Source organism: Methanobrevibacter boviskoreani JH1 (assembly GCF_000320505.1).
Classification (GTDB): Archaea; Methanobacteriota; Methanobacteria; order Methanobacteriales; family Methanobacteriaceae; genus Methanarmilla; species Methanarmilla boviskoreani.
Map to the genome: position 1 here is coordinate 39,926 of NZ_BAGX02000023.1, position 14,251 is coordinate 54,176.

14 protein-coding genes are annotated in these 14,251 nt (G+C 29.8%); 9 read left to right on the forward strand and 5 right to left on the reverse strand.

Going from position 1 to position 14,251, the window contains the following annotated elements; all coding sequences use genetic code 11:
• The first annotated feature begins 301 nt into the window (after nucleotides 1-301).
• Nucleotides 302-1,822, forward strand: a complete 1,521-nt coding sequence (gene ftsY / locus ON24_RS06430) for a signal recognition particle-docking protein FtsY (protein WP_040682350.1) — start codon at nucleotides 302-304, stop codon at nucleotides 1,820-1,822.
• A gap of 294 nt (nucleotides 1,823-2,116) precedes the next feature.
• Here the strand turns inward: ftsY and dmpI are convergent, their stop codons facing one another.
• Nucleotides 2,117-2,311 (reverse strand): 4-oxalocrotonate tautomerase DmpI, encoded by a 195-nt coding sequence (gene dmpI / locus ON24_RS06435; protein ID WP_040682351.1) that lies wholly within the window; start codon nucleotides 2,309-2,311, stop codon nucleotides 2,117-2,119.
• Between the two features lie 219 nt (nucleotides 2,312-2,530).
• Here dmpI and ON24_RS06440 point away from each other — a divergent pair, with 219 nt between their 5' ends.
• Nucleotides 2,531-2,989: a dCTP deaminase gene (locus ON24_RS06440; RefSeq protein WP_016357825.1), complete on the forward strand. Its 459-nt coding sequence runs from the start codon at nucleotides 2,531-2,533 to the stop codon at nucleotides 2,987-2,989.
• A 260-nt stretch (nucleotides 2,990-3,249) separates the two neighbouring features.
• Complete coding sequence (locus ON24_RS06445; protein ID WP_040682352.1) at nucleotides 3,250-4,866, forward strand: thiamine pyrophosphate-binding protein; 1,617 nt, start codon at nucleotides 3,250-3,252, stop codon at nucleotides 4,864-4,866.
• Nucleotides 4,867-5,082: 216 nt separating this feature from the next.
• Here the strand turns inward: ON24_RS06445 and ON24_RS06450 are convergent, their stop codons facing one another.
• The 4 genes from ON24_RS06450 to ON24_RS06465 all read right to left on the reverse strand — a co-directional run bounded on the left by ON24_RS06450 (nucleotide 5,083) and on the right by ON24_RS06465 (nucleotide 7,795).
• Entirely contained in the window at nucleotides 5,083-5,382 is a 300-nt protein-coding gene (locus ON24_RS06450) for a hypothetical protein (RefSeq protein ID WP_016357827.1), read from the reverse strand.
• Nucleotides 5,372-5,971 (reverse strand): DUF2953 domain-containing protein, encoded by a 600-nt coding sequence (locus ON24_RS06455; protein ID WP_016357828.1) that lies wholly within the window; start codon nucleotides 5,969-5,971, stop codon nucleotides 5,372-5,374. Before ON24_RS06455 ends, ON24_RS06450 begins: the two co-directional genes overlap by 11 nt.
• A gap of 43 nt (nucleotides 5,972-6,014) precedes the next feature.
• A complete protein-coding gene (locus ON24_RS06460; protein WP_050553580.1) occupies nucleotides 6,015-6,443 on the reverse strand; it encodes a GerW family sporulation protein in 429 nt (142 codons plus the stop codon).
• A gap of 206 nt (nucleotides 6,444-6,649) precedes the next feature.
• Nucleotides 6,650-7,795, reverse strand: coding sequence for a pyridoxal-phosphate-dependent aminotransferase family protein (locus ON24_RS06465; protein WP_016357830.1), 1,146 nt, complete (start codon nucleotides 7,793-7,795; stop codon nucleotides 6,650-6,652).
• Nucleotides 7,796-8,093: 298 nt separating this feature from the next.
• On the opposite strand from ON24_RS06465, the gene ON24_RS06470 reads away from it, so the two are divergent.
• From ON24_RS06470 to ON24_RS06495, 6 genes are all read left to right on the forward strand, one after another.
• A complete protein-coding gene (locus tag ON24_RS06470) occupies nucleotides 8,094-8,822 on the forward strand; it encodes a 6-hydroxymethylpterin diphosphokinase MptE-like protein (protein ID WP_040682353.1) in 729 nt (242 codons plus the stop codon).
• Nucleotides 8,823-9,150: 328 nt separating this feature from the next.
• Nucleotides 9,151-10,269 carry an ORC1-type DNA replication protein gene (locus ON24_RS06475; RefSeq protein WP_016357832.1) on the forward strand — a complete coding sequence of 373 codons (1,119 nt, stop codon included), beginning with the start codon at nucleotides 9,151-9,153 and terminating at the stop codon, nucleotides 10,267-10,269.
• A 709-nt stretch (nucleotides 10,270-10,978) separates the two neighbouring features.
• Nucleotides 10,979-11,443, forward strand: a complete 465-nt coding sequence (locus tag ON24_RS06480) for an archease (RefSeq protein ID WP_016357834.1) — start codon at nucleotides 10,979-10,981, stop codon at nucleotides 11,441-11,443.
• A gap of 181 nt (nucleotides 11,444-11,624) precedes the next feature.
• A complete protein-coding gene (locus ON24_RS06485) occupies nucleotides 11,625-13,073 on the forward strand; it encodes an RtcB family protein (protein WP_040682354.1) in 1,449 nt (482 codons plus the stop codon).
• Between the two features lie 39 nt (nucleotides 13,074-13,112).
• Entirely contained in the window at nucleotides 13,113-13,868 is a 756-nt protein-coding gene (locus ON24_RS06490; RefSeq protein ID WP_016357836.1) for an S-methyl-5'-thioinosine phosphorylase, read from the forward strand.
• Nucleotides 13,869-14,045: 177 nt separating this feature from the next.
• Complete coding sequence (locus ON24_RS06495; protein WP_016357837.1) at nucleotides 14,046-14,240, forward strand: ATP-binding protein; 195 nt, start codon at nucleotides 14,046-14,048, stop codon at nucleotides 14,238-14,240.
• Nucleotides 14,241-14,251: the final 11 nt, after the last annotated feature.

Here is a 14,251-nt window from a genome sequence, read left to right on the forward strand (position 1 = left end):
AGATTAGATATTCTTAAGTATCTTATAGTTATGTTGATTTTATTTCATTAAACTTTTATTTTGATAATATTTTTAGAAAACTAACATGATTCTATTATCTTTTAGTAATATCTAACCGTTTTTTTATTGGATTTTTTCTTTATTCCTATTTCTGATACTTAAAATTTTATATACTTTAAGATAAAATAAATATACAGATATTCAATTTTATTATAGTTGAGTTCTTAGAGATTAATTACATATTATAAATTAATATATTATTATTCATTGATTTTAAACATTATTTAAGGAAGGTAATAACTTGTTTGAATCTTTAAAAAAGAGGTTTTCTCGAACTAGTGATCAATTAACTGATAAACTTAATGAGGAAGCTAAAGAAGAAAATAATATTAAGGTTATTGAAAGTGCTGAACCATCTGAGGATTTAGATGATTTTGAAGATTTATCAGAAGAAAAAACTATTGAAGATAAGGATGCTGAATGGGAAGCTATTTTTGATGAGGAAGATGAGGAAATAGATGAAGATGAAGATAATGAGGAAAATTCAGGATTTTTATCAAGATTTTCAAGACATAATGATGATAGTGATAAGAAGGAAAAGAAAAATGAACCTAAAAGGGATAGGTTTGCAGAGGCTTTAGCTGAACAGGAGGCTAAAAAAGAAGCAGAACTTAGAGGGGAAGAATACAAATCTAATAAAAAACATTGGTATAGTAGAGGCTCCTCTGAGGAGGAAGAACCTGCTCGAAAACCTGAAATCACTGGTCCTAGTACTGAATATAAGTTCTTAGATGATGATGAAGAGATAAAGGAAGAGAAGAAACATTGGTATAGTAGAAATAAAGAACCTGAAGTTTCAGTAAATGATAAATATAGGGAAGAGGTTTCTGCAAAAGAAATCTATAAAGAAATAGAAGATGAAAAAACTCATTCCAATGAGGAAGAGCATGGTGTTTTCTCTTTTATTAAAGAAAAAACAATTGATGAAGAGGACATTGAAGATGTTCTCTGGGAATTGGAATTAGGTTTACTTGAAGGTGATGTAGCAATAGATGTGGCATCAGAAGTTGTGGAGTCTGTTAGAAGGGATCTTGTAGGTAAAAAAATTAGAAGAAGTAGTGATATAGAAGAATATACCTACAAAGCACTTAAGAAAGCTATTGCTAAAATCATTAATGTTGGCGGAAAATCAATGACTGAAATGTTAAATGATAAGAAAAAGGAAGGAAAACCATTAATTGTCATGTTGGTTGGTATTAATGGTACAGGTAAAACTACTACCATTGGTAAACTAGCTAATTATTATCTTAAAAGAGGTTACACTCCAGTTATTGCTGCTTCAGATACATTTAGGGCAGGGGCTATTGAACAAGTCACCCAACATGCAAATAATGTTGGAGTTAAAATTATAAAACACCAAAAGGGATCAGACCCTGCTGCTGTAGCATATGATGCTGTGGAACATGCAACAGCACAGCATAAGGATTTAGTCTTAATTGATACTGCTGGTAGAATGCAGACAAATACTAATTTAATGGATGAGATGAAAAAGATCAAAAGGGTTGCAAAACCTGATTTGGTTGTTTTTGTTGGTGATGCATTAACTGGTAATGATGCAGTAGAACAGGCTAAAAAATTCAATGAAGCTATTGATATTGATGGGGTTATATTAACTAAGGCAGATGCTGATGCTAAAGGTGGTGCTTCATTATCTATTGGTTATGTCATTAAAAAACCTATTTATTTCTTAGGTATGGGTCAAGGTTATGATGATATTAAGGAATATAATGCAGAATGGATGTTAGATCAACTGTTCTCATAAATTCTTTCATATCTCTATTTTTAATTTTTAGTTATTTTTTTAAAACATTTCTGTTTTAATTTAATTTTAAAAAGAGCAGGGAAAATATAATGATTTTATTGATTAATCTTTTAATTTAATTTTTAAAAATAGTAGAGAAAAATATGGTAATTCTATTAATTAATCTAAGACTTATTTTTTAATAAATCATATTAGGAATTATATTTTTTTAATCATAATCCCTTATATATTTCTTTAATTTCATTAAACATCTTATTTTAATCTTTAAGGTCTTTAAATCTTTTTTCTATTTGTTTATTTATTTATTTTTTTACTTAGCATTACTCCTCCAGCTCCAATATCATCTGGATTATATGATTGTATAAGTATGGTTACAGTTTCTATAGGTAAATCATATGCTTCTGCAACAGAATTACTTACTTCCTTTATTAATTTTTCCTTTTTCTCTTTACTTATCCCAGGATTTCCTGCAATAGTTACAACTGGCATTTTTTCACCTTTTTTTATTTTTTAATTTAAAAATCCTATAATATTATAAACAATTCTAAATATAATAATTATAATTATTAAAATTTTTTAAATATAAAAATACTATTATAAGTTATAACTTATAATTAAAAATTAATATTGATTTTAGTATAACTTATAACTTATAAGTATATGGTATTTTTAAAATACATGCATAATTAATATAATAACAGTGATTTTATGTTAGGTGAAGAAGAACTTAAGAAACTATTTCCTGATTTTATAGATACAATTCAACCTTCAGGAATTGATTTTGCTTTAGATGAAATTTTAGTACAGAGGGGTCCAGGCTCATTAATTGATAATGAAAAAAATTTACCCGAGGTTGAAGCTTTAGAAGGACCAATATATACATTAGAACCTCATACTGCATATCTTGCAACTATTGATAAGAAAATTAAAATTCCTAAAGGTTATACAATGTTATATACTCCAAGATCCACATTACTCAGATCATTTATCTCCGTTCAAACTGCTGTAGGTGATCCCGGTTTCTTTGGAACATTAACATTTTTAATTATAAATCATGGGGAGTATCCATATAAAATAAAAAAAGGGGATAGGATTGCTCAGGGAGTAGTTTTTGATGTTAAAGGTTCTGGGGAGTATAATGGTTCATATCAGGAGGAGGAAAATTAATTCTATAGATTAATGGAAAGTATTAATACTTTCTAGACTTAATATTATCTTAAAATAAAATAATTCTATACATTAAATTAAAAGGTAAATTTTAAGGTATATGCAAATTTATTTAATAAGATAGCTAACTATTATAAGGTTAGATTAAATTAATAAAAAATGGTTTTAAATAAAATAAATTAGATCAAGATTATCAAAAATTGTTTAGAATAAAATAAATTTAGAAACAAATTAATCAAATATTTTAATTATGGGATATTATGAATACTGCTGAAGCTTTAGTTAAATTATTGGAAAATGCCGGTGTAAAACATATATTTGGTCATCCAGGTGAACAGATTCTTCCAGTTTATAGGGCACTACAAGACTCATCAATTGAACATATTCTTGTAAGACATGAACAGGCAGGTGCACATGCTGCAAGTATGTATGCTTGTTCTACTGGTAAATTTTCTGTATGTATTTCAACTGCATCTCCTGGTGCATTAAATTTTGTAATGGCCGCTGCAACATCCTATAAGGATCATGTTCCTATTCTTATTCTTACAGGGGACAATCCATACTCTGAAAGATTAGAGGACAGATTCCAAACATTTGACTTGCCAAGTGTCTTTGAAAATGTTACTGTTAAAAATTACGCTCCAACAAATGCTAAGGAAGCTATCCATGCATTAAAAGAGGCTATTGAAATATTTAATAAGGAACCAACCGGACCTATTCATATTAATCTTCCAAAGGATGTTTTAAATGAAGAGGCTCCTTCAAATTATTTGGATTATCCTGTTGAATATGATCCAAATTATAATTATAATCAATTAAATCTTTTAAAGACAATCATCTCATCATCTAAGAAACCATTTATTATTGCAGGTGCAGGGGTAGTTTGGTCTGGAGCTTGTCTAAAATTAAAGGAATTTGCAGAGAAAAACAATATTCCTATTGCCACCACATATACTGCCCGTGGTGTTATTGATGAGAATAATCCTATTAATTTGGGGATGGTCGGTCTGAGAGGAACTGCAATGAGCAACTATGCGTATTTGAATTCCGATTTGATTTTAGTGTTAGGTTCAAGATTGTCTGAGAGAACCACTGCACTTACTAAGGATCTTAATGATTTTCAGCAGAAAATTGTTCATGTTAATATTGACGAGCATGTTCTAAAGGGCAGACTTAAGATTCATGGTGATGTGTCCCATGTTTTAGATGAACTAAATAAAATTGAAATTGATTCCTATAATAATAAACAATGGTTGAAAGAAATAAAACTCCATGATGAGAAACTTCTAGTTGAAGGTGAAGACGATACCCGTTCTATGCCACTTAGACCTCAGGTAGCCATTAAAACAGTAATTGGTAAGATGGATGATGCTTATATTATGAGTGATGCAGGTTCTCATGCTACCTGGACAATGCTCTATGCCCGTCCTAACAAGTTCGGTAAATTTTTATATTCCGGTGCTTTATGTCCAATGGGTATGGGACTTCCAGGTTCAATTGGAATTTCCTTAGCACATCCTGATGATAGGGTTCTTGTAATTACAGGTGACGGAAGTTTCCAGATGTGTATTCAAGAGTTAGCAACTATTGCAGAATATAATCTTCCTATAGTCATATGTGTAATTAATAATAATCAGTTGGCTATTATTCGTCAATGGGAAGAGATGATAAGTCCTGATTTCCGTTACCAGGTTGATTTAAAAAATCCAGATTTCTTGGCTATTGTGAAAGGTTATGGCATTGACGGTGAAAGAGTAGTCAATATTGAACAATTAGAAAAGGCACTTTTAAAGGCTAAAGATTCTAATGGTCCTTACTTTATTGAGGTATTGACTCGTCAGGAGAATATTCCATTGTCCGAGGTTAAACCTCAATAATTTTTTATTTTTTTAATTGGTAAAAAAAGTTATTAAATTTGTATTAACTTGTTATTTGCTTATTTCATCTATTCTTATTATATCAATTTTAATCAGCTTATTCATCTCTATTTTTCTATTAAATATATATAATCTCAGTATGCTAATTTTTAATTACTTATTTGCTTTGTTAAATTTGTTTTTTATATTCTAAAATTAAAGAATGCTGATTGGAGTTTAAAAGCTAATGTTTTCTTTAAATTCATCATAATATGCCTTGCTTATCTCCCCTTTATATTCCATATATGTCTTATCTATAAATTGAATATAATACTCGTATTTTTTCTGATTTTTCTCTTTAAAGAATAGGCCTATGGGATTTATTGATGCCTCCGGCACTATGTTTTTAAAGGAGCGGATTTTTATTTCATATATTGGGTAGATGTCCTTATTTTCAACTACTATCCGGGATCCAAAGACTATCTCTTTATGGGTTTTAAAATCTGTATACTTGTTGATTTTTTCTTTAAGACTCATCTTTTTCATCTCTGAATCCTTTAACAATTTCTTTTACTATTGATTTAGTAGGCTCTTTTCTTATGATTTTTAGAACTTTGTATGAGGGTTTAAGAAGGGAAATATTTAGTGCTGAATCATATTCAATATTAAATATCTCCTCGTTAAACACTGGATTTATTCGAATATGGTATTTGGGATTTGCTGATAGTATGCTTCCGACGGCCCATAGGAAACCACTAAACTTTGCAGTTGTGCTTGGACTGTTAAAACCAAATTTGATATGGAAATTGGTATGCTCCAATTTTGTACTTCTTTTTATAATCTTAAACATATTGATGAAGGACTCTCTATCATCCATTATCTTTTTTATTAATTCTTTACTAGGAAGCTTATTATTTTTGGAATCTTCCTTATTGTTTCTATCCTTACCTGTTTCAAAATCTTTACTTAAGACTTTTATTTTATTTAAGATAAATAGGTCTAGCTCCCCTTTAATTTCACTGGAATATTTTACAGATATCTCTATTTTTATACCTATTTTTAAAACTATTATAATCAAAAGAATTATTATAATAATTAAAATGATGATACCTAATAGAATATCCAAGTCAATCCCTACTTTTTTATAATTATTTTATTAACTGTTTTTTTTATTCTACGTCATTTATATCTGCAGAGTTATTTTCTGGCTTTACGTCATCTTCTTGCTTGTATTCCCAATTAGCTTCATATGCTCCTTGTTTTTCTGCAGCATAACTTTTGATTATTCCGGTTACTATACTTGCTAAATCATTTATTGCTTTGTTGGTTTCACTTCTTGCTGTAATATCAATTACCCTTATATTTTCAGAACCTGATTCTCCTTTTGGAATTATAACCATACTTACAGGATCAATTCCTGCACCGGCTCCACCAAAACCTGCATCATTAATACCTCCACTACCGAAACCAAATCCCATTTTTACAATTGGAATTAATTCGGCATTTTCGGTTTCAATTGTTTCTCCAACAATACTATTGGTTTTTAAAAGTTTTTTTAACTCCTCTAAGGTGACTTTTATAGTTTCTTCATTTGACATTATTTTTACCTCTAGTTTTAATATGGAATTCATTATTAATATTATTTTTAGTTGTTCCTAAATTTTTTTAAAAATTGTTTTATTGTTGAATTTATTAATAATTTAAGTTTAAAAAAATAGTATCTTTATAATTGTTCAATTAATCTGTCTGATTTATCTAGTTAAAAATAGTTGTTTTAAAATAGAAAAAGAAATAAGGGGTGTGTTTAGTTTATGTATGTGTCAGCTAATGCAGCTACACCTGCACCAGCGTCAACATCTACTCCTTTTTCTTTTAATGTCATACCTAAAGCGGTAAAGGTTATAGCTAATTCTTTATAATTAGTTACTCCCATATGTCCTATTCTGAAGACATTACCTTTAAGGTGGTCTTGTCCACCAGCTAATTGTACACCATATTTGTTTAACATAGTTCCTCTGATATCATCATCAGTTAATCCTTCAGGTATTTTAAGTGCAGTAACAGTACAAGATGCATGTTCCTCTTCAGCAAAGAGTTCAAATCCTAATGCTTTAGATGCATTCCTTGATGCCTCTGCATTTAAGTGGTGACGTGCAACCCTATTATCTAATCCTTCTTTTTCAATATCATTAAGTGCCTCTTGTAATCCGTAGATTAATGATACAGATGGGGTGTATGGAGTTTGAGCAGGGTTTTTATTTCCACTATCTCTGTACTTTTTCATGTTAAAGTAATAGGTCTGTGGATTTACACCTTCGACAGCTTTCCATGCATCGTCACTTAATGTAATCATTGAAAGACCTGGTGGTGCTGCTAAACATTTCTGTGATCCAGTAACACAGACATCAATTCCAAATTTATCAACATCTACTTCGTCTCCTCCAAGGGAAGATACGGTATCTACAACAAATAATGCGTCGTAGTTTTTCATAACTTTACCAATTTCTTTAATTGGTGCAGCTACACCAGTAGAAGTTTCATTGTGAATTAAACTTACTGCTTTAATGTTTTCATCAGCTTCAAGTGCTGCTTCAATAGCCTCAGGAGTTACTGCAGTTCCCCATTCCACAGCTAATTCTTCAACATCGATTCCGTGAACTCTTGCAATATCTGCGAAACGTTCTCCGAATTTACCTCCTACAACACTTAATATTTTTTCTTTTGGATTAGCTATATTTGCAATAGCTGCTTCCATACCACCAGTACCAGATGATGTGAATATATAAGATTGATTATCGGTTTTGAAAACTCTTGACATTGCATCACAAGTTTCATTATATATTTTCCCGAATTCAGCTCCTCTGTGGTTTACAATACCTTTAGACATTGCAGCAAGTACATTTGGAGCTACATTTACAGGTCCTGGAAGCATTAATAATGTATCATTCATGTACAATTTCCTCCATTAATATAAAAAGCTTGTTTATTTTTTTTAATTATTATCATATTTCAAGCTTAATTAAATTTTTAATTTATATTATATTAAAGTTTTTTGTTTATTCAGGTTTTATTAAAAATATTTGATATTTTTTATTTTAATCTGAAAATTTTCTTATTTTATTCTTTTAATAATTTATTTTGTAAATTTTATAATTTTTAGTGGATTTTATTAGAATATGGGGTAATCTTTTCTGATTTTTGTAGTATTTATAATAAAATTTATTTATATAAAAAATAAATTATTATCTATGAAATTCAGTGATTGGGAAACATGGTATGAAAAGATTTTAGATGATTTTGGATTTATAAGAGAGGATGATGAGGATTCAGCTAAACTTCTAGATAAGGTGTTAGATGAGGAAGGTTATATTACAATTGAGGAGTTAAAAGAAAACTGTGTTGATTTCAAGAATACCGATAAGTTTATAGTATTCGGTGCTGGACCTTCTATTAAAAAACATATTCATGATATTAGGGAAAATTACAATCTTGATGATTATGTTTTAGTTTCTGCTGATGGTGCTACTACTGCACTTTTAGAAGGTCATATCGTTCCGGATATTGTGGCTACTGATTTGGACGGAAATATGGATGATCTTTTGGCAGCTAATTATAGACATGCATATCCTGTTATTCATGCTCATGGTAATAATAAGGAATTAATAGAGAAATATGTTCCATTTTTCGATAATGTTTTAGGAACAACTCAATCAAAGCCAGAAGGACATCTTTATAACTTCGGTGGTTTTACAGATGGTGATAGGGCAATGTTTTTATCACTTGCTTTAGGTGCTAAAACATTAATACTTGCAGGTATGGACTTCGGTACAATTGTAACCCAATATTCTAGACCTAAAAATCCAGGTAGATTAATGCCTGCAGATGAGATTAAAACTAAAAAATTAGAATATGCCGAGAATTTAACTAATTGGATTAGGGAAAATACCGATGTTGAGTTAATTAATCTCTGTGATTAATTTAGTATGCTTTTTTAATTTTTTATTTAGAATTATTTTATAATATTTTAAAAATTTTTTATATTTTGATCTTTTTTTAATTTAGGGGAATAGTTTCCAATTTTTTTAATAAATTATTTAAGATTAAATAATTATAACTTATTATAATTAATATTTATTAATAAATTTTCAGATTTCTAATATTTCTAAAAACAATTCATAAGACTGTATGTGATTATTTATTAAAGATTCAATCATATCTCTTAAATTATTTATTTTATCATGTCTAATTATGGATTCAATACCTTTTTAGAAATATATTTTTTAAATAAGTTTACTGGTATAGATTATGGGAATTAAAGATATTTTAATGTTTGATGAAACAATTTTTAGGAATGAAAATGTTTTTAATCCAGACTACACTCCTCAGAATTATGATTTTAGGGACAGTCAAATGGAGGCAATGGCAACATGTATTAGACCTGCTTTAAGAGGAGGTCGTCCAATTAATTCTGTAATTTTAGGTCCATGTGCTACTGGAAAGACAACAGCAGTTAAAAAAGTATTTGAACTTGTTGAGGACACTACCAATAAGGTTGTCTGTTGCTTTATAAATTGTCAGCTTCACACCACTCCCTTCAGTGTCATGTCTGAAATATTTAAGAAAATTTTCAACCATTATCCTCCTGAAACAGGGGTTCCTTATGCTAAGGTATATAAACAGATAATGGATTATTTACTGGATAACGATAAAAGTTTAATTGTGGCATTTGATGATGTTAATTATCTTTTCCAGACTAAAAATGCTAATAAATTATTTTATGATATTTTAAGGGCTTATGAGGAATTTCCTGGAGTCAGAACTGGTTTATTTGTAATATTGTCAGATATCGCTTTTAAATATTCCCTGGATAAGAATGTTAATACTGTGTTTATTCCCCAGGACATTGTTTTCCAACCATATACACGTTCCGAGGTTTTAGACATTCTTAAAAAAAGAGCACACTATGGCTTTTATGATGGTGTAATCTCCGATGATATAATTGAGGAAATTACTGATTATACCGTTGATAGTGGAGATTTAAGGGTAGGTATTGATTTGCTCAAAGTCTGCGGTAACATTGCAGAATCCGAGGCTAATCCTAAGATTACAGAGGATCATTTGGAAAAAGCAAAATCACAGCAAATCTCAGTAAATCTTGTAGAAACATATAAATCTTTAAGTGATGTTGAAAGACAATTGTTAAAAATAGTGGCAAGTAGCGATGAGATTCTAACTGCAGGTGAACTATCAAAATTATTCAAAGAAAAAACAGGATTAAGTTATGCGACTTTTAATAGGACCTTGGATAAATTAGAATTTTTAAGATTAATAGACACAAAACTTACAGGAAAAGGTGTAAGAGGTAATTCACGACAGATTATTATAAGATTTAATCCAGAGGATATTAAATCTTTAGATATATAATCAATCCTCTGTCTTTTAAAATATGATTTGGGAAAATTGTGGTTTTTGAATTTTAAAGATCAAACAATCTGTCCCTGTGACTATTAATCTATAATTTATTTGGAATTTAAATAAATTATCATAAGTTCATAAATTTAATATTGGCAGATTCTAATATTAAATTCATGTTTAAGACTATCTATCTATTACTCTAATTTCTAGGGATTTATAAAATATAATTATCGTATTTTTTTGTAGGTTGCAATTCATTATTAATAATCTGATTTTAAAGTATACTTAAATGAATTAATTTAAGTTAAATTATAAATTATAAATTTGCATGGAATACTAATAATTTAGTATTATTAGAGTAATAGGGTTTGGTATTATCTAATCTAAGACGAAAACATAAATAATTAATATGTAGGATTATACTCCAATAATAGATAGTACTGAATAAAGCAATACTAAAAATGCCATTAGTATTACCATGCAAGATTGAATACTTATATGATTTTCGATTATTATGTCATTGATTGAGGTTTTTTTTCTTAAATCTGCATTTAAATTTGTATCTTTATATTTGAACATACTAATCACTCTCAAACTAAAATGTGTTTTGAAATATATTTAAAGAAAATCCGAGAGTCCATTTGAAAACTAATATTTTATTTAAATATTAAATTTTTTTTCTGATTAAAATGATTAATATCAAATAAGTAGTGTTATTATGTTATCCAATAATAAAAAACCAGATAAACCTTATGAATTTTTTGATGTCACTGCAGATATTGGGTTTTTATCCTATGGAAATACCTTAAAAGAGGCTTTTGAAAACGCGGGACTTGCAATGTTTAACATCATCTCCAATACAGATAATGTTGATCCTGTTGAGGATATGGATATTGAAGTGGAATCAGAGGATTTAGTGTCCCTTCTTTATGACTATTTAGAGGAGTTATTGTTTTTACATGAGGTTAATTTTATCCTATTTTCAAAATTCAATGTTGATATTGAAAAGATAGATGGAGATAATGGAAACCAATATAGATTAAAGGCCAATATTAAGGGAGAATCTATAAATTGGGATGTAAAACATGAAAGAGGTTCCGAGGTTAAGGCCATAACCTTTCATATGATGGAAGTTAAAAAGATTGATGATTATTATAGGCTAAGGGTAATTCTTGATTTATAAGTTTTTTATAAAACTTTTTATTATATAATAAACATTAAGTATTTACAGATAAAATATTATATTATAATAGATTAATATTTTAATTTAAAATTCCTAATAATATTATTATCTATGGGATTTTATTGATTATATTTACTAAACTTTCAATTTATTTAATTGTTATTTATTGTTAAGTGATTTTATGAGTATTAAAGAAGAGATTACAAAAGTTCGGGATAATGTATGGGAAATTCCTAGTAGTTATAAAAGGGAAATGAGAGTTCCTGGTAGAATATACATTGATGATGAAGGTTTTGAAAACCTTGAAGATGAGGCTCTTGAACAAGTTGCAAATGTTGCTTGTCTTCCAGGTATTCAACAATATTCCATAGGACTTCCTGATATCCATTTTGGATATGGATTTAGTATTGGTGGTGTAGGTGCCGTCAGTACTAAGAATGGGGTAATAAGTCCCGGTGGTGTAGGCTTTGATATTAACTGTGGAGTAAGAATGATAAGAACCAATCTTACAGCAGAGGATATTGAACCTAAAATTAAAGAGTTAACCGATACTTTATTTAAAAATATTCCTTCCGGTGTAGGAAGTAAAGGACGATTCCATCTTAAGGAAAACCAGGTGGATGATGTTTTAAAATACGGTGCAGAATGGGCTGTGGACCATGAATTTGGTTGGGATGATGATTTAAAATATCTTGAAGAAAATGGTAGGCTATTGGATGCAGATCCTAGTTTAGTATCCGATAAGGCTAAAAGAAGAGGTATTTCTCAATTAGGCTCTCTCGGTTCTGGAAACCATTTCCTGGAAATTCAGAAAGTGGATGAGATATACAATGAAGAGGCTGCAAAAGCTTTTGGAATTGTTCCAGGCACTATAACTATTATGATTCACAGTGGATCCCGTGGATGTGGTCATCAGGTATGTTCTGATTATTTGAGATTAATGGATAAGGCATATAAAAAATATGAGGTTACTCTTCCTGATAGACAACTAGCTTGTGCACCAATAGATTCCCACGAGGCTCAGGATTATTTAAAATCAATGTATGCTGCTGCAAATTATGCATGGGCAAACAGACAAATGATGACTCACTGGGTAAGGGAATCATTTGAAGATGTTCTAGGTCAGTCTGCAGAGGATATGGGCATGACAACTATTTATGACGTAGCACATAATATAGCTAAGAAAGAGGTTCATAAGGTTAGAAAATCTAAACAAGAACTTATTGTTCATAGAAAAGGAGCAACTAGGGCATTTGGTCCAGGTAGAATTGAAATTCCTAAAGAATATCGTAGTATTGGTCAACCAGTTTTAATTCCAGGAACAATGGGTACATCTTCATATATACTTCATGGAACCGATGTTGCAATGGAAGAGACATTTGGTTCTACTGCTCATGGTGCAGGAAGGGTCTTATCAAGGTCTAAAGCTAAAAAAGAATTTACTCCCGAATCAATTGAACAAACACTTCAAAGTAAAGGTATTCATATTAAAGCAAATACCAGACCAATTATTGCTGAAGAGGCACCTGGAGCATATAAGAATGTGGACAATGTTGTTAAAACATCTGATATGACAGGTATTGCAAAACTTGTTGCAAAGGTTAGCCCTCTTGCAGTTACAAAAGGATAATCCAATATCCTTTTTTTTCATTATGATTAGGTGATTATTTTGTTAGGAATTATAGGCGGTAGTGGAGTTTATGAAATAACAGAGCTTGCTGATTCAAAAGAGGATATAACTGTAGATACTGAATACGGTTCTGTTGTTGTTACAATGTTAAATATCGAATCTAAAAAAGTGGCTTTTATTTCTCGTCATCATAAAGGACATAAAACCCCTCCTCACATGATCAATTATAAGGCCAATATACAGGCTTTAGCAAACTGTGGTGTGGACCAGATTATTTCCACTAATGCGGTAGGTTCCATTAACATGGAAATGCCTCCTGGATCAATAGTGCTTCCTGACGACTTTTTGGACTTTACAGTCTTAAGGGATAGAACATTTTATGATAACGAGGTACATCATATTGATATGTCCGAGCCTTATTGTCCAAGACTTAGGGAGGCTATTTTGGAAAACGGTGAAGATGAGAAAATTATTCCTCATGGTACATATGTATGTACCGAAGGTCCTAGATTTGAAACTCCTGCAGAGATTAAAATGTTTAAGATTATTGGTGGAGATTTAGTAGGTATGACAGGACTTCCGGAGGCAGTTCTTGCAAGGGAAAAGGGAATTTGCTATGAAACAATATGTGTTGTAAGCAATTTTGGAACCTCCATATCTCCGGATAAACTAAGCTTTGAAGAAGTTGCAGAGATTATGGAAGAGAAAAAACATGCACTTTTAGGCTTAATACATAGGACAATATTATCTTTAGATGATGACTATGACTGTGATTGCCATCATGCTTTAGAATAGCTTGTTTCTATCTATTTTTTCTTTTTTTAATTTTTTAAAATTATGTAAATTTTATAATTTTTATTCTATATTATGCTAATAATTTATAAACTATAAATTATAATAGTAAATATCAGTTTTATAAAAACTATAATTAATTAAAAATATATTGATATTTTTTTAATGGATGTGATTTTTATGGTAACAATAATAATTGACCACGATAAATGTGATGGCGAAGATGAATGTGGAGACTGCGTAGATTTATGTACTATGGAAGTTCTTCAATGGGTAGATGGTAAGGTAACTCCTGTAGATATAGATGAATGTAGTTTATGTGAAACCTGTGTAGATTTATGTCCTAACGAATGTATTACATTAAAGGATGATTAGGGGGTAATACT